The sequence below is a fragment of the Nonomuraea coxensis DSM 45129 genome, assembly GCF_019397265.1.
In the GTDB taxonomy this organism is placed as follows: domain Bacteria; phylum Actinomycetota; class Actinomycetes; order Streptosporangiales; family Streptosporangiaceae; genus Nonomuraea; species Nonomuraea coxensis.
Genome location: NZ_CP068985.1, coordinates 8006713 through 8024661, shown reverse-complemented (window position 1 = coordinate 8024661; position 17949 = coordinate 8006713). Strand labels below are relative to the sequence as shown.

Genomic DNA, 17949 nt, shown 5'->3' with positions numbered 1-17949 from the left:
GGAAGCGATAGGGTCTTCGCAGTTCGCGCTCATAGTCCACGGTGAGCGCGAGTTTCTGATGCGAGGCCACTCCGTTGACCGATCACGAGCACACCACCCAGGTGATCTACCTGGGTGGTCTGGGCCGCAGCGGCAGCACGCTGCTCGAACGCCTCCTCGGCGAGCTGCCCGGCGTGATCGCCCTCGGCGAGGTCGTGCATCTCTGGGAAAGGGGAGTGCTCGCAGGCCAGCCCTGCGGGTGCGGGGTGCCCTTCCCCGCCTGCCCCTTCTGGCGGCAGGTGGGGGAGCGCGCCTTCGGAGGATGGTCGGCCCGGCTGGCGGAGCGGGTGCTCACGCTGCGCCGGCGGGTCGACCGCACGCGCCGCGTCCCGCGCATCGCCCATCCCGACCTCGCCGACTACGTCCAGGTCTACCGCCAGCTCTACGCGGCTACCGGGGCCCGCGTGGTCGTCGACTCCAGCAAGCACGCCTCCCTGGCCTGCTGCCTGGCGACCGGCGGCGTCGACGTCCGGGTCGTCCAGGTGGTGCGCGATCCGCGCGCCGTCGCCCACTCCTGGGGCCGCGCCGTCGAGCGTCCCGAGGACGGCCTGCCGATGACCCGGTGGGGCCCCGCCCGCACGGCCCTGCACTGGACCGCCCAGAACGCCGCGCTTGAGCTGCTCGCGCGGCGCGGCGTGCCGGTCACCACCGTCCGCTACGAGGACCTGCTGGCGGCCCCCGGGCCCGCGTTCGGCGCGCTCCAGCACGAGCTGGGCCTCGGGGAGGCGGCGGCCGAGCTGCCGTTCATCGACGGGCGCACCGCCTGGCTCGGGCCGTCCCACACCGTCTCGGGCAACCCCATGCGCTTCCACGTCGGCCGGGTCGAGCTGCGGCGCGACGACTCGTGGGCGACCGCGATGGCCGAGGGCGACCGGCGCGTGGTCAACCTGCTCACCTGGCCGCTGCGCGTGCGCTACGGCTACTGGGGCACGGCGTGACCTCCGTCGGCGTGGTCGTCCCGACGCGCGGCGACCGGGCCGTCCTGCTGCGCCAGGCCGTCGCGAGCGTGCTCGGGCAGGCGCACTGGGGCACGCTGACGGTGGCCGTCGTGGTGGACGGCGGCGCCCCCGTCCCCGAGATCGCCGAAGGGCTCGCCGGGCTGGGCGACGGCCCGCGGCGGCGGGTGCTGGTGCTGCCCAACACGCGCACGCCCGGCCTGCCGGGAGCCCGCAACACCGGCCTCGACGCCCTCGACGCCGACCTCGCCGCCTTCTGCGACGACGACGACATGTGGCTGCCCGGCAAGCTCGCCGCCCAGCTCCGCGCGCTGCGCCGCGGCGGGGCCGAGTTCGCGAGCTGCGGCATCGAGGTCGAGCACGGCGGCCACCGGGTGCCGCGCCTCGCGGGCGCGTCCACGGTGACCGCGGCCGACCTCGTACGCTCCCGCATGGTCATGGTCCACTCCTCGACGTTCCTGTTCGAGCGCGGCGCCCCGCGGCCCGACGAGAGCGCGCCCGGCGGCCAGAACGAGGACTGGGACCTCGCCCTGCGCGCCGCCAAGCGCCACCCGATCGCCCACGTCGACCGGCCGCTCGTCCGGGTCCGCTGGGGCTCCTCCCACTACGTCGGCCGCTGGGCCGACCGCATCGCCGGGCTCGACTGGATGCTCGCCCGCCACCCCGAGCTGGCCGGAGACCCACGCGGCGCGGCCCGGGTCTACGGGCAGCTCGCCTTCGGGCACGCCGCGCTGGGCCACCGGCGCGCGGCCCTGCGCTGGGCCGCCCGCGCCCTCGCCTCCCGCCCCGCCGAGCCGCGCGCCCCGATCGCGCTCGCGGTGGCGGCCGGGCTGGTCTCCGCGCCGGCGGTGCTGTCCCGGCTGCACGACCGGGGGCACGGCATATGACCCTGACCGTGGGCGCCGGACGGATCCAGGTCGGCGGGCTGGGGCTGGACCCGGTGCGCGAGCACGACGTCGTCGAGCGGGTGACGGCCGGGCTGGCCGCCGGGCGGGGCGGCCGGATCGTCACCCCCAACGTGGACATCTGCCGCCTCGCCGGCGCCGACCCCGCGCTCGGCCGGCTCGTGGCCTCGGCCGACCTCGTGGTGGCCGACGGGATGCCGCTGATCTGGGCGGCGCGGCTGCTGGGCACGCCGCTGCCCGAGCGGGTCACGGGCGCCGACCTGCTGCGGGCGCTCAGCGCGCGGGCCGCCCGGCACGGCTGGCCGGTCTACCTGCTCGGCGGCCCTTCCGGCGCCCCCGAGCGGGCCGCCCGCGCGCTCACCGGAGCCTTCCCCGGGCTGCGGGTCTGCGGCGCGCACGCCCCCGCCCACGGCTTCGACTCCAGCCAGGAGGGGCGGGACGCCGTGCGGCGCAGGGTCGCCGCCGCCCGTCCCCGGCTGGTCTTCGTCGGCCTCGGCTTCCCCCGGCAGGACCTCCTCATCGCCGAGCTGCGGCGCGACCTGCCGGGGGCGTGGTTCCTGGGGTGCGGGGCGGCGCTCGCCTTCGCCGCCGGCATGGTGCCGAGGGCGCCGTGGTGGATGCGGCGGGCGGGCCTGGAGTGGGCGTTCCGCCTCGCCACCGAGCCGCGCCGGCTGGCCCGCCGCTACCTCGTCGACGACCTGCCGTTCGCGGCCCGCCTGCTCGGCCGGTGCCTGGCCGCCCGCCTGGCCGCCCGCCTGGTCAGGCGGTGAGGGCGCGGACGCGGGCGGCGTCCTGCTCCGTGAGGCCACGGGCGGCGGTGGCGAGCGCCTGGCGGGAGTCCATGCGGCGGTAGGCCGTACGCGACAGGCCGGACCAGCGGAACGCGCCGTTCGCCGACGACGGGCCGGTGCAGGCGCGGTGGACGCGGCGGGCGGCGGACGGCGTCCAGGGCAGACCGGCGTGGCCGTACAGACCGCGGAAACCCGTGAGGGGGTCGGCGGCCAGGGACTCGTAGGAGACGAGGAGGATCCCGGGCGTGCGGTCCAGGATCGTCCGGGTGACCCGCCAGAGGGCGGCGATCGCGGCGAGGCGGTCGAGCGAGGGGTCGAGCGCCGCCACCTCGGGATGGTCGCGGACGAGCAGCGGCTGGTCCAGCAGGTCGCGGAGGTCGGCGCGCCAGCCGAGCCGCTGCCAGCTCGCCGCGAACGACACCGGATCACGCACGAGCGCGATCACCCGGCAGCCCAGCCGCCGGGCGAACCAGCCCGCGCTCAGCACCGCGAACGGGTCGTCCAGCAGCGCCCGTCGCCCCGCCAGCCGGCCGTGGGCGAAGGCGGTGCCGTAGCGGAGCAGGCGGGCCAGATCGTACGGGCGGTGGTTCGCGCGCAGCTCGGCCCCCCAGCGGTAGCGCAGCGCGACCGTGTCGCGGAAGGCGGGCAGCCACACCTCGTCGTTGTCGTCGCAGATGTACTGGAAGCGGTGGGTGACCTCGGCGGCCAGCACGCCGGGGCAGCGGCCGGGCGGGTGCTGGGGGTTGAGCGGCTCGTTGACGTAGACCAGCCCGCCGCCGGCCGCCAGCATCTTGCCCGCCCAGCTCGTGCCGCTCCTGGGCAGCCCCGTGACCAGCACGGGCGCGGCGCTCATGCGGCCCTCACGCGGCGGCCCAGGTGCGCAGGCGCAGCGCCGCCGGCGTGTGCCGGCCGAACGGGCGCAGCCCGTAGCGCCGGTGGAGCTGCCACAGCGGCAGCAGGTTCTTCACCAGCACCCCGCCCGACCAGCCGGCCACCGCGCCGAGCGCCCCGTGCGCGGGCACCAGCGCCACGTCCAGGGCCAGGGTGCAGGCCACGGCCGCCAGCAGGTTGAGCAGGCTCAGTCCGGTGTGCCCGGCGGCGGTGAGCACGACGTCCACCATCCCGCAGGCCGTGGCCACCATCATCGTGGCCGCGAGCACCAGCGCGACCGGCGCCGCCGTGCCGTACGCGGGCCCGAACACCGCCAGCAGCCACGGGGCCAGCGCCGCGTACGCGAGCCACACCGGCCAGGTCAGCAGCACCAGCCAGATGGTCGCCGCCTGGTAGAGCTCCCTGGCCCGCGCCAGCTCGCCCCGCGCGAGCGCGCTCACCAGCCGGGCATGGACGGCCTGGGTCAGCCCTTGGTTCGCGAGCTGGCCCACGACCTTGAACCGGGTGGCGGCGGTGTAGACGGCGGCCTGCGCGGGCCCGGCGAGCAGCGCGACGACCACCACGTCCAGCCGCTGGAAGACGGCCTGGATCGCGCCCGCGAACGAGCGGGGAGCGGTGTAGCGCCACAGGTCCCGCCCGGCGCCCGGCACGCGGGGGCCGCGCGGGACCCGCCCCCGCACCGCCACGGCCGCGAGGACCAGCACCGGCACGTACGGGAGCCCCCACGCGAGCGGCAGCCACTCCGGCGGCCCGGCCAGGGCCACGACGGTGACCAGCGCGAGCTGCGCGGCGGGCAGCGCCATGCCGTCCAGGAGCACGGTGGGCCGCAGTGTGCCGAGCCCGCGGGTCGCGGCCAGCAGCACGTCGCCGAGGGCGACGACCGGCACGACCGCCGCCACCGGCCCCACCCGCGGCCACAGCACCACGGCGGCCACGGCAGCCGCCACCACGCAAGGAACGGTCGCTGCCCGGACATATCCGGCCGCGCCGTAAGGTCCGGCGGCTCCGGCATGCCCGGCGGCCCCCGCGTGCCCCGCCGCCTTCCCGTGCCCGGCTGCCCGCGCGCGGGCGAGGAAGAACACCAGCCCGTTCCCCGCGTCCAGCTTCGCCACGCCGGCCGCCATGAGCACCACGGCGGTGGCCGCGAAGAACGCCCCGGCCTCGGCCGCGCTCACCGCCCGCGTCACCACCACGACCAGCGCGAACTGCGCCGCCGCCGACACCCCGGCCGCCGCCAGCCCCGCCGCCCCGCCCCGCGCCACGCCGCCCGGCCGCCGCAGCCCTGCGACCAGGCGGGCCGGGGTCACCGTCGCCACGACGGCTCCGCTCCCAGCCAGCGCACCAGCCGGGCGTCGTACGGCTCGAACCGCTCGCGCAGCGTCCGCCCCAGCGCGGCGGGCAGCGGGTGCGGCCGGGGACGCCCGTTGTGGCGCTCGAACTCCGGATAGCCCAGGTGCGGCGCTCCCAGGAACTCCAGCACCCGGTCGTAGACGTGCTCGGGCTGCTGGAAGAACAGATGGCTGTCCAGCACGAGGATGCGGTCCTGGCCGAACAGCGGCTCCAGCCGGTCGAGCTGGTCGGCGTACCGGCCGCGGGCGAGGTAGGCGTGGTGGCGGTGGGAGTGGTGCCGGGCGTGCGGCGAGGCGCGCAGCAGCTCCTCGGCTCCGGCGAGCCGGGTCTCCTCCAGCTCGACGGCCCGCTCGAAGCGCGGCTCCGTCTCGTACCCCCTGGCCAGCTCGTGCGCATGGGCCGAGCAGGCCCGCTCGACCGGGTCGCGGACGAGCACGACGAGCTTGACCCCGGGCAGGTCGGCGGCGATCCGCTCCCCGGCCAGGGGGTGGAACAGGTAGTAGGGGGACGACTCGAAGGCCAGCGCCCGGCCGCCGTAGCGGTGGGTGAGCAGCGCCGCCCCCGCGCGCAGCGGGAAATGCGCCTGGTACCAGGCGGGCCCGCGCCAGTAGGCCGCGTCGAAGTAGTGCACGCCCTTGTGCAGCACCGGCTTGAGCAGCAGCGGGTGCCTCGCCAGCGCCCGGTAGAGCGACGTCGTGCCGCACCGCTGGCCGCCCGCGATGAGGAACGCCGGCAGCAGCCGCGCCCCGGCGGTCAACCGGCCCGCGGTCCGCGACAACGACAGGACCGACCGCTTCACGGTCCTCATAGGAGTGACTCCTCGTGGTCGACGGCCGGGTTGAGCCAGGTGTGCGGCGGGCCGAGCGGTTCGTGGCCGTCGGCGGCGTGCCGGTCGGCCAGGGCGATGAGGTAACGCGCGGCGCTCTGCCGGGCGGTCGCCGCCGGCACGCCGAGCGGGGCCAGCTCGCGCGCCGCTCGCGTCACGCAGGCGCGGGCGGCGTCGGGAGGCGGCAGCCGGCGCAGGGCGCGGTGGAAGAAGTGGTGGAGGGCGTCGAAGCCGTAGGGGACGCCGGTCGCGTAGCGCTCCCAGTCCCAGACCAGCAGCCGGCCGCCGGGCGCGGGGCAGACGTTCCAGGGCGCGAAGTCGCCGTGCCAGGCGGCTCCCTCCTCCTGGCCGGTGGCGGCGATCTCCGCGACGGCGGCCAGCAGCAGCGGGCGGGGCGTCCGGCGGCGGCGTCGTACGGGCAACGGCGAGACCGCCAGCACCGTGAGGCCGCGCCAGTCGCCGAGGTGCAGCACCTCGGGCGCGACCACCGTGCGCAGGCCGAGCCCGGCGATCCTGCGCAGGGCCGCCGCCTCGGCGGCGACCAGCACGCGGGCGCGGGCGCTGTCGCCCACCTTCACGTACGCCAGCAGCCGCCCGCCCGCGCGCACCTCCAGCACCGGCTTGCGGTTGGCCCGCCGGGCCGGCCGGACGTGCAGGACGGTCTCGACCGGCCGCCCGAAGACCTCTCCCAGGTAGGCCGCGATCGACCCTTCGCCGGGCACCATGACCGGCGACCCGACGTGCCACCAGCGCCGGGGCGCGAGCCGGCGGGGCACGGCGGCGTGCGGCAGCACGGTGTAGGCCCGCGGCGACCCCGGCCCGGGATAGAGCAGCCGGACGGTGTCGGCCAGGTAGCTCAGACGTACGGCGGCGTCGTTCATGCGGCACCTCGCCTGGCGTTGCGCCACAGGAGGGCGAAGGAGATCAGGTAGAGGATGAGCGGGGTGACCAGGCCGTCGTAGACGAACATGTAGAGCAGCACGAGGCCCATCACCAGCACCCCGCCGAGACCGACGGGGCTGCGGTCGGCCCAGTGGCGGCGGATCGCGGTCGCGAAGAAGGCCACGTAGAGCGCGGCCCCGGTGAGCCCCTGCGTCATCAGCAGCAGCCAGAGCTGGCCGTCGCTGCCGAGCGGCGGATGACCGCAGCCGGGGCACCACTCGGTGCGGCCGGTGGTGATGCTGCGGTGGTTGCCCGTGGCGTTGCGGGTGTTGCCGTAGCCGATCACCGGCGAGTGCGCGGCGGCGGCGAGCGTGGCGGTGACGGTGAAGGCCCTGATGTCGTTGGAGTGCGGCCGGTCGAGCCGCTGCGCGACCAGCGGGGCCAGCGGGCTGAGCGCGAACGCCAGCGCCGCCGCCGCCACCGCCCCGCACAGCGCGAGCCTGGTGCGCCCGCCCACCCGGACGATCAGGTAGACGACGGCGAGGCCGAGCCCGATCCACAGGCCCCGGTTGAGGGAGTAGACGATGGGGACCGCGGCCAGCGCGGCCAGCACGGCGAGCAGGGCGCGCTGCCGCCGGCTCCCGTGCGCCCACCACCCGACCACCGCCCAGACCAGCAGCACCGACACGTTGCTGCCCCAGGCGTTGGCCCACTCGAAGGGCGCCTCGGGGCGCGGCATGGCGTAGCCGAGCACCTTCTGGGTCTGCGCGGCGGTCGGGTGGATGAGGTTCTGGACGAACGCGTTGCCGCTCAGCCAGTCGGGCAGCAGCAGCTCCACCGGGGAGGTGAACGCGAAGCCGGGCACCAGCACGCCGAGCAGCCCGCCGGCCACCGTCGTGACGAACAGCACTCCCAGCATGCGTACCAGCCGGAGCTGCGGCAGCTCGTGCTCGGTCAGGTTGCCCAGGTAGAGCACCATGATCAGGACGCTGGCGTAGAGCGCGAGCCGCATCGCCCAGCCGACGAGCCGGCCGGGGCCGAGGTCGCCGTAGGTGCCGGGCGGCGACTCGGCCAGCATCAGCGCGCTCACGAGGTAGCCGGCCAGCAGCAGCATCCACAGCCAGAACCCGGGCGGCACCAGGATCGGCCTGCGCCGCCAGAGCAGCACCGCCATGGGCCCCGCCAGGACGATCACCGACAGGCCGCCGAAGCCGAGCGCCCACCAGAGCGGGTAGCCGACCAGCAGCGCGGCGATCGGCCAGGCGGCCCGGCTCACGAGTGGCCCTGCCAGGGCCGGCGCAGCGGCGGCAGGGGAGTCGTCTCGGCGGAGGTGCTGACGCCCCGCTCGGCGGAGGCCGACGCGGTGGGGAACTCGCCGGTGGCCACCAGTTTGCCGAGCGGCGTGTGCGGGCGCGACTCCAGCAGCGGCACGAACACCGGCACCACGTCGGTGACGGCGACCACGCCGATGATCGGGACGTCCTGGCGGCCGAGCCGGCGGGCGGTGGCGGCGACCTCCGGCGCGGTGACGCGGCCGAGGCCGACGAGCAGCAGGGCGGCGTCGGCCCGCGCGAGGTCGCGTACGTCGGTGCCGTCGAGCACGGTGAGCGGGGCGCTGACGGCGAGCGGTTCGACGGGCGAGGAGACACAGAGGTCGGTGGGCAGGGCGCAGACCAGCAGCCGCTTGCCCGGGCAGGCGGCGACGACGGCGGAGGCCAGCTCGCGCAGCGCGTCCAGCTCGGCGGCGCCGGCCAGTTCGTGCAGCGCGTCCGGATCGGCGGCGGTGGAGAGGTCGGCCAGCACCGGCAGGCCGGTCAGGCGCTCGATGTCGGCGGCGCTGCGCAGCCGGGTGTCGAGCCGGTCGCGGATCAGGGCGGCGGCGGCGCCGGCCAGCAGCCCCGCCATCAGCCCGGTGCCGAGGTACAGCGGCAGGCTGGGGGAGCTGGGCGCGGCGGGCGGCGCGGCGGGGCTGATGACGGTGCCGGGCGTGACCGCGACGGTGCGGAGGGCGTCGTACTTGAGCGCGAGGCTCGCGGCCTGCCTGTTGAGCACGCTCTGCCGCTGGAGCGCGATGGTGTGGTCGGGCGTGCCCCTGACGAGCAGGGCGAGCCTGCGGATGGTCGCGTCGAGCCCGGCGTTGACCTGCCTGAGCTTGCCCAGCACGGCCTGCTGCTGGTCGGCCAGCGCGGCGAGTGCGCTGTCGCGGCGGTGGGCGAGGTAGGCGTCGGCGTACGCGGCGGACTGCGTGGCGGCGGTCTGCGGGTCGGCGGCGGTGACCGCGATGGCGAGGACCGAGGAGTTGGGCGGCACGGTGACCTCGGCCGGCTCGGGCACGGTGAGGCCGAGCGTCTGGGCGGCCCGGCGGGCGACCACGGCGGACGCGGCGACCTTGGCCTCGGTGTCGAGGTTGAGCGACTCGCGCTGGCGGGCGGTGACCTGGTTGCCGGGCTCCTGGGCGCCGATGGGCATGACCTGGACCTCGGTGACGGCGGTGTAGGCCGAGGGGGTGAGCCGCATGAGCCCGAGCCCGGCGGTGCCGCCGACCACGACGCAGCCCACGAGGACCAGCCACCGCCGGCGCAGCAGCGCGAGGTGGTCCTCCAGCTCGACCCCGGGGCGGCGGGCGTGGACGTCCGGCGGCTGGGTCATGGGAGCGGCCTCCTGGATGATGTGCGCGTCGTCGCCGCCCGGCGACGCAGCGTCACGGGCCGAGGCGTGCGCCCACTATAGGGCGGACGATCAGCGCCCGACTCGCATCCGCGGAGATTTCTCTGGCGTGGCGGGAAAGAATGGCCTTTATAGATCGATATTCCGTGAAAAATCGGGCACGGCTTTACCCTTGCCGACCTGCGAATACTCTCCACACCGGCTGAAGTTCGGGGAATGGCATGGCAAGGTTCAGGTGTGACATCACGGGGGTCCTTCGACCAGGAGGGTGGACAATTTTGCAACTACGGGGAATTACTTCCAGAACGGTCACGGCGTTCGCCGCGATCGTGACGCTCAGCTCCTGCTCCGGCACGGCCGGCACGGCCGAGTCGGCCGCCGGCTACGCGGCGGGCTCCACGGCGGGATCCGCGGCGGAGGCCAGGGGAGGCTCCACGGCGGGCTCCACGGGCGACGCCGGCGATCCGGCCAGACGGGCCGCCGGATCGCCGGCCTGCACGGCCACCGCCCGGCTCATCCCGTCCTGCGGCGCCTGGTGGGGGCTGGCGCCCGAGATCTTCACCGGAGTGCCGGTCGAGCAGGCCCTGCGGGGGGCGGAGGACCGCATGGGGGCGGCGGCCGACGTGCTGCACGTCTACCACCGGGGCGGCGAGGTCTTCCCGACCCAGGCCGAGATCCGGCTGGCCCGCGATCCGGCCAGGCCGCGGCTGCTCATGATCAACTGGAAGCCGTCGCTCGACCACACCTGGGCCGAGGTCGCCCGCGGCAGGATCGACCGCCGCATCGACCGGCTGGCCGCCCACCTGCGGCGCACCTTCCCCGAGCGGTTCTTCCTCACGCTGCACCACGAGCCGGAGAACGACGTGGACGTCGCGCCGGGCTCCGGCATGGGGGCCGCCGACTACGCGGCGATGTACCGGCACGTCGTGCTGCGGCTGCGCGAGAGGGGCGTCAGGAACGCGGTCTTCGTGATGACGTACATGGGGGCGCCCAACTGGGCGGCCCAGCCGTGGTTCGAGCAGCTCTACCCCGGTGACGACGTGGTCGACTGGGTCGCCATGGACCCCTACGCGGACGACCGGGTGAAGGACTTCGACGGGCTGGTCAACAAGACCCGGGAGGAGAAGGAGTTCGCCCAGTGGCCGGGCTTCTACCGGTGGATGCAGCTCCGCTTCCCCGGCAAGCCGGTGATGGTGGCCGAGTGGGGGGTGTTCGAGCGGCCGCGCGACCCCTCGTTCAAGCGCCGCTTCTTCGAGTCGGTGGGGCGGCAGATCAAGCGTTATCCGCAGATCAAGGCGCTGATCTACTTCGACTCGCCGCAGGCGCCGCGCGGCGACACCACCTTCGACTCCGACCCGGGGGCCGACCGGGCCTTCACCCGGCTCGCGCGCGACCCCTACTTCCGCTCGACGCCGGTGCCGCGTCCCTAGCGGACGGCCGGGCTCATGGCCGCGTCCGGCTCGGCCGGTCCGGCCGCCGTACGCCGCCGCACCCGCCAGCCGACGACCACGACCGCGGTGGCGGCGGCCAGGGCCGCGACGGTGACGCCGTTGCTCACCTCCAGCAGCTTGAGCGCCGAGGCCAGCAGCACGATGGCCAGCAGGGCGCGGATCAGGCCGCCGGGGGCGCGCGAGGAGATCCTGGCGCCGAGGTAGACGCCGGGGAGCGAGCCGACGAGCAGCGAGAGCGTGAGATGGAGCTGGAAGTCGCCGAACAGGAGGTGGCCGAGCGCGGCGGCGGCGACCAGCGGCACGGCCTGCACCAGGTCGGTGCCGACGAGCTGGTTGGCCTTGAGCGCCGGATAGAGCGCGAGCAGGGCCACGATGATCAGCGAGCCTGAGCCGACGGAGGAGACCCCGACGACCACACCGCCTACCATACCGACCAGTAGGGTAGGGATCGGGCGCACGACGATGTCGTGCGCGCTCGCCGTACCGCCCCGCCCGCCGAGCAGGGTCTTGACCGCCATGCCCGCCACGGCCAGCAGCAGCGCCACGCCCAGCGCGTACGTCACCGCGTCGCTGACGGCGAACGCGCGCGCCAGGAACACCCCGCAGAACGCCGCCGGCACCGACCCCGCGCACAGCCAGCCCACCAGGCGCAGGTTGACCGTGCCCCGGCGCAGGTGCACGAAGCCGCCGACCGGCTTCATCACGGCCGAGGCCACGAGGTCGCTGGAGACCGCGGCGAGCGGCGGCACGTTGAAGAACAACATCATCATCGGCGTCATGAGCGCACCGCCGCCCATGCCGGTCAGCCCGACGACGACGGCGACGAGGAAGGAACCGCCGACCAGAGCGAGATCGATCAACGTACCCAGCCTCCGGACCGCAGCGTCCCCAGCACCTGGGAGACCGCCGCCTCGATCGACAGATGTGTGGTGTCGATGACCAGCTCGGCGTCGTCCGGCTCCTCGTAGGGGTCGGAGACGCCGGTGAACTCGGGGATGAGCCCGGCGCGGGCCTTGGCGTACAGGCCCTTGCGGTCGCGCCGCTCGCACTCCTCCAGCGGCGTGGCCACGTGCACCAGCAGGAAGTCCGCGCCGACCGCCTCGACCATCGCGCGCACCTCGGCGCGCGTGGCGGCGTAGGGGGCGATGGGCGCGCAGATGGCCAGGCCGCCGTGCCTGGCGACCTCGGCGGCCACGAAGCCGATGCGCCGGATGTTGAGGTCGCGGTCGGCCTTGGAGAAGGTCAGGCCCTTCGACAGCAGGTGGCGCACCACGTCGCCGTCGAGGTAGGTGAGCGTCCTGCCGCCCAGCTCCAGCAGCTCGTCGCGCAGGCCGCGGGCGATGGTCGACTTGCCCGAGCCCGACAGGCCGGTGAAGAAGACGACGAGGCCGCGCCGGTGCGGCGGCCCCGGGATGGTGACGGGCTCGGGGCCGGGGAAGTGCTCGACGGCGCCGTACGCGGCCGCGACGCGCTCGCACAGCTCCAGGTCGAGCTCCGGCTCGGCGCGCGGGGCCAGCGGCACGGGGACCACGAGCGTGCCGGGGGGAAGCTGCTCCTTGGCGCGCAGCGCGGCGCGGACGACGGCCGGGCCGCCCTCGCCGTACGCGAGGGGGAGGAGCAGGATCAGCGCGTCCAGGTCCTTGGCGGTGGCGACGATCTCGGAGAGGTCGTCGAGCGGCCCGCGCATGGTGACGGCGAGCGCCGCGCGCCCGCCGAGCTCCTCTCTGACCTGGGCCGGGGTGCGCCGCAGGCGGGCGAAGGGGCCGTGCTCCGGCGCCCCGAGGCCCTTGACCGGGCCCGAGACCAGGCCGTCGGCCTCCCGGGCGGTCACCGTCAGGGTCGCGAGCGGCAGGCCCTCGGGGTCCAGCAGGGTCACCTCGTCGCCGGGGGAGACCTCGGCGGGCAGGTGGAGGGTGACCGGCGCGGGCCACGGAGTGCCGTCGGCGAGCCTGCCGCGCTCGTGCACCGCGTGCAGGTCGTCGTGGCCCAGGAACCCCGTCAGGGGCGCGAACGCGCCGGAGAGCAGCAGCTCCAGGTCGGCCAGCTCGTGCGGTTCGGGGGTCCACTCCACGGTTCCTACATCCCAACTAATCCGACTGACTTGGTAGGGAAGGAGTGTACCGACTCATTCAAGCAGGCCGCTAGAGCACCCTGGCGAAGTGATGCTGGGGCTTCCTGATGACCATGGTGATCTCGTCGTGCCCGGCGGGACAGCGTCCGCTGGTCAGCCGGGAGACCGCGGCGATCGCGGCCCGGCCCAGCCGGCTCGACCGGGCGGGGCCGCTCGCCCGCCGCTCCTCGTCGGTGACCATGAGCCCCCGGCTGAGGCAGAACGCGTGCATGCCGTCGGCGGAGGTCAGCGGCTCGTACACGGCCGGGAGCGGCCCCGGCGTGCCCGGCCGCACCACCGCGCGCCACAGCATCCGGCGCAGCCACCTCGGCGTGAGGCGGTCCAGCAGCCCGTACGCCGACCCGCGGTCACGCATGCGCAGCAGCACCAGCCCGCCCGGCCGCAGCGCCTGCAGCAGCCGGTCGAGCACCAGCTCGGCGTGCCTGACGCGCTCCAGCAGGAACGAGAGCTGGATCAGGTCGTAGGACCTGGGCGGCAGCGGCACGCCGCGCAGGTCGCCGAGCGACCAGGCCACCAGGTCGGCCCGCTCCTCCACCACCCCGCGGATCGCCGGATGGTCCTCGTCGACTCCCGTGCACCTGGTCTCGACCCGCTCCGGCGCCAGCGGCTCGCCGTGGGCGCACCCTGCGACCAGCACGTCGAGCCGTCTGCCGAGCTGGCCGGTCCAGTGCTCGCGGACCCGCTGATCGAAGAGATCGCCCCGCTGGGCGACCGATCGCACCTCAGACATGTGACCTACAGTAGTCATCCGATCGGTATTGGTAACGCATATCGCCGCTAGCGTCCTGGCCCATGAGCGGCCAAATCTCCGTCGGCGACGCCTTCGCGGAGGGCGCGCCGGCTGAGGTCTGGCGGCGAGTAGTCTGGGAAGCACACCCCCGGGACCTGGCATGGCCGGGGGTGATCGTGATGCCGTCGTGGGGCTGTGGGCGTATCTGATGAGTCTTTCCGGACTGCTTGACCTTGTTCGCGCCGACCCGAAGCTGACCGCCGCCCTTGAGGAGGGCGGCGACGTCGCGCTGATCGCGCCGTCCGCGCTTCGGCCGTTCGGCGTGGCCGCGCTCGCCGCGCACGACCAGCGGACCGTGCTCGCGGTCACGGCGACCGGCCGCGAGGCCGAGGACCTCGCCGCCGCGCTGACCAGCCTTGTCGAGCCCGCCTCCGTGGCGGTCTTCCCGGCCTGGGAGACCCTGCCGCACGAGCGCCTGTCGCCGCGCAGCGACACCGTGGGGCAGCGGCTGGCCGTGCTGCGCCGGCTCGCCCACCCGGTCAAGGGCGACTCCGCCGCCGGGCCGCTCAGCGTGATCGTCACCCCGGTCCGCGCGCTGCTGCAGCCCATCGTCAAGGGACTCGGCGACCTGGAGCCGATCCGGCTGCGCGCCGGCGACGACGCCGACCTCGACGAGGTCGTGGCCCAGCTCGTCGGCAACGGCTACCACCGGGTCGACATGGTGGAGCGGCGCGGCGAGGTGGCCGTGCGCGGCGGCCTGCTCGACGTCTTCCCGCCCACCGAGGAGCATCCGCTGCGGCTGGAGTTCTGGGGTGACACCGTCGAGGAGATCCGCTGGTTCAAGGTGGCCGACCAGCGCTCGCTGGAGGCGGCCGAGGACGGCCTGTTCGCGCCGCCCTGCCGCGAGCTGCTGCTGACCGACGACGTACGCCGCCGCGCCCGCGAGCTGGCCGAGCGGCACCCGGCGCTCGCCGAGGTGCTCGACCAGCTCGCCGAGGGCTCCCCGGTGGAGGGCATGGAGGCGTTCGCGCCGGCGCTGGCGGGGGAGATGGACCTGCTGCTCGACCACCTGCCGGTGCGTTCTGCGGTGTTCGTGTGCGACCCCGAGCGGATCAGGGGCCGGGCCGAGGAGCTCGTCCGCACCTCGCAGGAGTTCCTGGAGGCGTCCTGGATCAACGCCGCGGCCGGCGGCGAGGCGCCCATCGACCTCGACGCGGCCGCGTTCCGCACGCTGGAGGAGATCCGGCAGCACGCCGACGTGCTCGGGCAGCCGTGGTGGACGATGGCCCCGTTCGGCAACGGCGTGGAGCTGGACGCCCACGACAGCGAGGCCTACCGCGGCGACACCGCCAAGGCGCTGGCCGACATCAAGGGCTGGCTGGCGGAGGAGAAGGCGGTCGTGCTGCTCAGCGAGGGCCACGGCCCGGCCGAGCGCATGGTCGAGCTGCTCAAGGGCGTGGACGTGCCCGCCCGGCTGCGCCCCTACCTCGACAAGGCGCCCGAGCCCAAGGTCGTGCACGTCAGCACCGGCCTGATCGAGCACGGCTTCGTCACGCCGTCGCTGGCCGTGCTCACCCACCTCGACCTGGTCGGCCAGAAGGCGTCCACCAAGGACATGCGCCGGCTGCCCTCGCGCCGCCGCAACATGGTGGACCCGCTGCAGCTCAAGCTCGGCGACCACGTCGTGCACGAGCAGCACGGCGTCGGCCGCTACGTCGAGATGGTGCAGCGCACGGTCCAGGGCGCGACCCGCGAATACCTCGTCATCGAGTACGCCAAGGGCGACCGCCTCTACGTCCCCACCGACCAGCTCGACGAGGTCACCCGCTACGTCGGCGGCGAGGCGCCCACGCTCAACCGCATGGGCGGCGCCGACTGGGCCAAGGCCAAGTCGCGGGCGAAGAAGGCGGTCAAGGAGATCGCCGGCGAGCTGATCAGGCTCTACTCCGCCCGCATGGCCTCGCCAGGCCACGCCTTCGGCGGCGACACGCCCTGGCAGCGCGAGATGGAGGACGCCTTCCCCTACGCCGAGACCGGCGACCAGCTCGCCGCCATCGACGAGGTCAAGCGCGACATGGAGCGCGGCGTCCCGATGGACCGGCTGATCTGCGGCGACGTCGGCTACGGCAAGACCGAGATCGCGGTGCGGGCGGCGTTCAAGGCGGTCCAGGACGGCAAGCAGGTGGCGGTGCTGGTGCCGACCACGCTGCTGGTGCAGCAGCACATGTCCACCTTCGCCGAGCGGTTCTCCAGCTTTCCCGTCACGGTCAAGCCGATCTCCCGCTTCCAGACCGACGGCGAGGTCAAGGCCACCCTCGACGGCCTGCGGACGGGCGCGGTCGACGTCGTGATCGGCACCCACCGGCTGCTCAGCCCCGAGGTGCGCTTCAAGGACCTCGGCCTCATCATCATCGACGAGGAGCAGCGCTTCGGCGTCGAGCACAAGGAGGCGATGAAGCACCTGCGCACGCAGGTGGACGTGCTCGCCATGTCGGCCACGCCGATCCCGCGCACGCTGGAGATGGGCCTGACCGGCATCCGTGAGATGTCGACCATCCTCACGCCGCCGGAGGAGCGGCACCCGATCCTCACGTTCGTGGGGCCGTACGAGGAGAAGCAGATCGCCGCCGCGGTGCGGCGCGAGCTGATGCGCGACGGCCAGGTGTTCTTCGTCCACAACCGGGTCGCCTCGATCAACCGGGTGGCGACGCGGCTGCGCGAGCTGGTGCCCGAGGCGCGCGTCGCGGTCGCCCACGGCCAGATGAACGAGAACCAGCTCGAAAAGATCATGGTGGGCTTCTGGGAACGCGAGTACGACGTGCTCGTCTCCACCACGATCGTCGAGTCCGGCCTCGACGTGCCCAACGCCAACACCCTCATCGTCGACCGGGCGGACAACTACGGCCTGTCTCAGCTCCACCAGCTCCGCGGCCGGGTCGGGCGGGGCCGCGAGCGCGGCTACGCCTACTTCCTCTATCCGCCGGAGAAGCCGCTCACCGAGACCGCGCACGAGCGCCTGGCCACCATCTCGCAGCACACGGAGATGGGCGCCGGCATGTACGTCGCCATGAAGGACCTGGAGATCCGCGGCGCGGGCAACGTGCTGGGCGCCGAGCAGTCCGGTTTCATCGCCGGCGTCGGCTTCGACCTCTATGTCCGCCTGATGGCCGAGGCCGTGCAGGAGCAGAAGGCCAAGCTCGACGGCGGCGAGGCGCGCGAGGAGACGCCGGACGTCAAGGTCGAGCTGCCGATCAACGCCCACATCCCGCACGACTACGTCACCTCCGAGCGGCTGCGGCTGGAGGCGTACAAACGGATCGCCGGCATCGCCGAGGAGAGCCACATCGCCGAGGTGCGCGACGAGCTGACCGACCGCTACGGCAAGCCGCCGGTGGAGGTGGGCAACCTCCTGGAGGTCGCCGCGTTCCGGATCAAGGCGCGCAGGGCGGGCCTCACCGACGTCACGCTGCAGGGCCAGAACATCAAGTTCGGCCCGGCGAGGCTGCGCGAGTCGCAGCAGGTCCGGCTCGACCGGCTCTACAAGAAGGCCGTCTACAAGCAGGCCGCGGAGACGCTGCTGGTGCCGATCCCGAAGACGAAGCCGCTCGGCGGGCAGCCTCTGCGCGACCTCGACCTGCTCAAATGGTGCGGGGACCTGGTCGAGGCGCTGTTCCTTGAGCCCGCACGGGTAAGCTAGCGGCGGTTTTTCGGTCGGAAAGGGACGCATGTGAAGTCGATACGAGTGGCGATGGCCGCCGCCGCGGCGGGCCTGGCCCTGACCGCCTGCTCTTCCCCCTCCTCAGTCGGGGCCGCGGCCGTGGTCGGCGACGACCGCATCACGGTGAGCGAGGTCAACGCGGACGCGCAGGCGTACAAGGCGGCGCTCCAGCGCAACAACCTCAGCGAGGCGGACCTCGGAGGCATCCCGGTCAGCCATGTCGTGCTCCAGCGCCTGGTCAACGTGGCCGTCACCGAGCAGCTGCTGACCCGCTACAACGTGCAGGTCAGCGAGACCGAGGTCGACGCGGCGATCAAGGATCCCGGCCAGTTCCAGTCGGCCGAGATCAACCTGCTGTCGCAGGGCGTGGTCCCGTCCGACGCCCGCGACTACGGCCGGGCGATGGTCGGGCTGGCCAAGCTGCAGCAGCAGTTCGGCGGTGAGAGCGGGCAGCAGCGGCTGGCCCAGGAGTTCAACGCGATCAAGCCGGTGGTCAACCCCCGCTACGGCACCCTCAACCCGCAGCGCTCGCAGGCGAACCCCGGGCCGTTCGTGGACGCGGGCCGCTTCGGCAAGCCGTCGGACGCCGCCCAGGCCCCGCAGGGCTAGCCC

The 17949-nt window shown here is 74.4% G+C and carries 15 protein-coding genes; 6 read left to right on the top strand and 9 right to left on the bottom strand.

Annotated features, from left to right (window positions below):
• The first annotated feature begins 74 nt into the window (after positions 1-74).
• Genes Nocox_RS37600 through Nocox_RS37590 form a run of 3 tightly spaced genes read left to right on the top strand, consistent with a single transcriptional unit; the run spans position 75 to position 2670 of the window.
• Positions 75-977 (top strand): sulfotransferase, encoded by a 903-nt coding sequence (locus Nocox_RS37600; protein WP_020545208.1) that lies wholly within the window; start codon positions 75-77, stop codon positions 975-977.
• On the top strand, positions 974-1882 hold the full coding sequence (locus Nocox_RS37595) for a glycosyltransferase family 2 protein (RefSeq protein ID WP_020545207.1): 909 nt from the start codon (positions 974-976) through the stop codon (positions 1880-1882). The genes Nocox_RS37600 and Nocox_RS37595 overlap by 4 nt, the downstream gene beginning before the upstream one ends.
• Complete coding sequence (locus tag Nocox_RS37590; RefSeq protein ID WP_020545206.1) at positions 1879-2670, top strand: WecB/TagA/CpsF family glycosyltransferase; 792 nt, start codon at positions 1879-1881, stop codon at positions 2668-2670. The genes Nocox_RS37595 and Nocox_RS37590 overlap by 4 nt, the downstream gene beginning before the upstream one ends.
• Here the strand turns inward: Nocox_RS37590 and Nocox_RS37585 are convergent.
• The 6 genes from Nocox_RS37585 to Nocox_RS37560 are packed head-to-tail and all read right to left on the bottom strand — an operon-like array spanning position 2660 to position 9289.
• A complete protein-coding gene (locus Nocox_RS37585) occupies positions 2660-3544 on the bottom strand; it encodes a sulfotransferase (protein WP_020545205.1) in 885 nt (294 codons plus the stop codon). The two genes, Nocox_RS37590 and Nocox_RS37585, sit on opposite strands and share 11 nt — an antisense overlap.
• Before the next feature lie 7 nt (positions 3545-3551).
• Positions 3552-4898 (bottom strand): lipopolysaccharide biosynthesis protein, encoded by a 1347-nt coding sequence (locus Nocox_RS37580; RefSeq protein ID WP_020545204.1) that lies wholly within the window; start codon positions 4896-4898, stop codon positions 3552-3554.
• Positions 4886-5740 carry a sulfotransferase domain-containing protein gene (locus Nocox_RS37575; protein ID WP_020545203.1) on the bottom strand — a complete coding sequence of 285 codons (855 nt, stop codon included), beginning with the start codon at positions 5738-5740 and terminating at the stop codon, positions 4886-4888. The genes Nocox_RS37580 and Nocox_RS37575 overlap by 13 nt, the downstream gene beginning before the upstream one ends.
• Complete coding sequence (locus Nocox_RS37570) at positions 5737-6639, bottom strand: hypothetical protein (protein ID WP_020545202.1); 903 nt, start codon at positions 6637-6639, stop codon at positions 5737-5739. Before Nocox_RS37570 ends, Nocox_RS37575 begins: the two co-directional genes overlap by 4 nt.
• The gene (locus tag Nocox_RS37565) at positions 6636-7916 is read right to left on the bottom strand and encodes a hypothetical protein (RefSeq protein ID WP_020545201.1); all 1281 of its coding nucleotides are present in this window, start codon (positions 7914-7916) and stop codon (positions 6636-6638) included. Before Nocox_RS37565 ends, Nocox_RS37570 begins: the two co-directional genes overlap by 4 nt.
• Positions 7913-9289: a GumC domain-containing protein gene (locus Nocox_RS37560; protein WP_051112665.1), complete on the bottom strand. Its 1377-nt coding sequence runs from the start codon at positions 9287-9289 to the stop codon at positions 7913-7915. Before Nocox_RS37560 ends, Nocox_RS37565 begins: the two co-directional genes overlap by 4 nt.
• 347 nt (positions 9290-9636) lie before the next feature.
• On the opposite strand from Nocox_RS37560, the gene Nocox_RS37555 reads away from it, so the two are divergent.
• Positions 9637-10737: a glycoside hydrolase family 26 protein gene (locus tag Nocox_RS37555; protein WP_020545200.1), complete on the top strand. Its 1101-nt coding sequence runs from the start codon at positions 9637-9639 to the stop codon at positions 10735-10737.
• Here Nocox_RS37555 and Nocox_RS37550 read toward each other — a convergent pair.
• From Nocox_RS37550 to Nocox_RS37540, 3 genes are all read right to left on the bottom strand, one after another.
• Positions 10734-11618, bottom strand: coding sequence for a sulfite exporter TauE/SafE family protein (locus Nocox_RS37550; RefSeq protein ID WP_020545199.1), 885 nt, complete (start codon positions 11616-11618; stop codon positions 10734-10736). The two genes, Nocox_RS37555 and Nocox_RS37550, sit on opposite strands and share 4 nt — an antisense overlap.
• Entirely contained in the window at positions 11615-12829 is a 1215-nt protein-coding gene (cysC, locus tag Nocox_RS37545) for an adenylyl-sulfate kinase (RefSeq protein WP_020545198.1), read from the bottom strand. Before cysC ends, Nocox_RS37550 begins: the two co-directional genes overlap by 4 nt.
• A 70-nt stretch (positions 12830-12899) precedes the next feature.
• Positions 12900-13619, bottom strand: coding sequence for a class I SAM-dependent methyltransferase (locus Nocox_RS37540; RefSeq protein ID WP_020545197.1), 720 nt, complete (start codon positions 13617-13619; stop codon positions 12900-12902).
• Positions 13620-13827: 208 nt separating this feature from the next.
• Here Nocox_RS37540 and mfd point away from each other — a divergent pair, with 208 nt between their 5' ends.
• Positions 13828-17316 carry a transcription-repair coupling factor gene (gene mfd, locus Nocox_RS37535; protein ID WP_026214771.1) on the top strand — a complete coding sequence of 1163 codons (3489 nt, stop codon included), beginning with the start codon at positions 13828-13830 and terminating at the stop codon, positions 17314-17316.
• A gap of 30 nt (positions 17317-17346) precedes the next feature.
• The gene (locus Nocox_RS37530) at positions 17347-17946 is read left to right on the top strand and encodes a SurA N-terminal domain-containing protein (RefSeq protein ID WP_157383242.1); all 600 of its coding nucleotides are present in this window, start codon (positions 17347-17349) and stop codon (positions 17944-17946) included.
• Positions 17947-17949 lie beyond the last annotated feature (3 nt).

Bases quoted from the DNA above. Each gene is read 5' to 3' on its own strand.
- Nocox_RS37585 (WP_020545205.1), bottom strand. From the start codon at position 3,544: ATGAGCGCCGCGCCCGTGCTGGTCACGGGGCTGCCCAGGAGCGGCACG.
- Nocox_RS37575 (WP_020545203.1), bottom strand. From the start codon at position 5,740: ATGAGGACCGTGAAGCGGTCGGTCCTGTCGTTGTCGCGGACCGCGGGC.
- mfd (WP_026214771.1), top strand. From the start codon at position 13,828: ATGAGTCTTTCCGGACTGCTTGACCTTGTTCGCGCCGACCCGAAGCTG.
- Nocox_RS37540 (WP_020545197.1), bottom strand. From the start codon at position 13,619: ATGTCTGAGGTGCGATCGGTCGCCCAGCGGGGCGATCTCTTCGATCAG.
- Nocox_RS37590 (WP_020545206.1), top strand. From the start codon at position 1,879: ATGACCCTGACCGTGGGCGCCGGACGGATCCAGGTCGGCGGGCTGGGG.
- Nocox_RS37570 (WP_020545202.1), bottom strand. From the start codon at position 6,639: ATGAACGACGCCGCCGTACGTCTGAGCTACCTGGCCGACACCGTCCGG.
- Nocox_RS37560 (WP_051112665.1), bottom strand. From the start codon at position 9,289: ATGACCCAGCCGCCGGACGTCCACGCCCGCCGCCCCGGGGTCGAGCTG.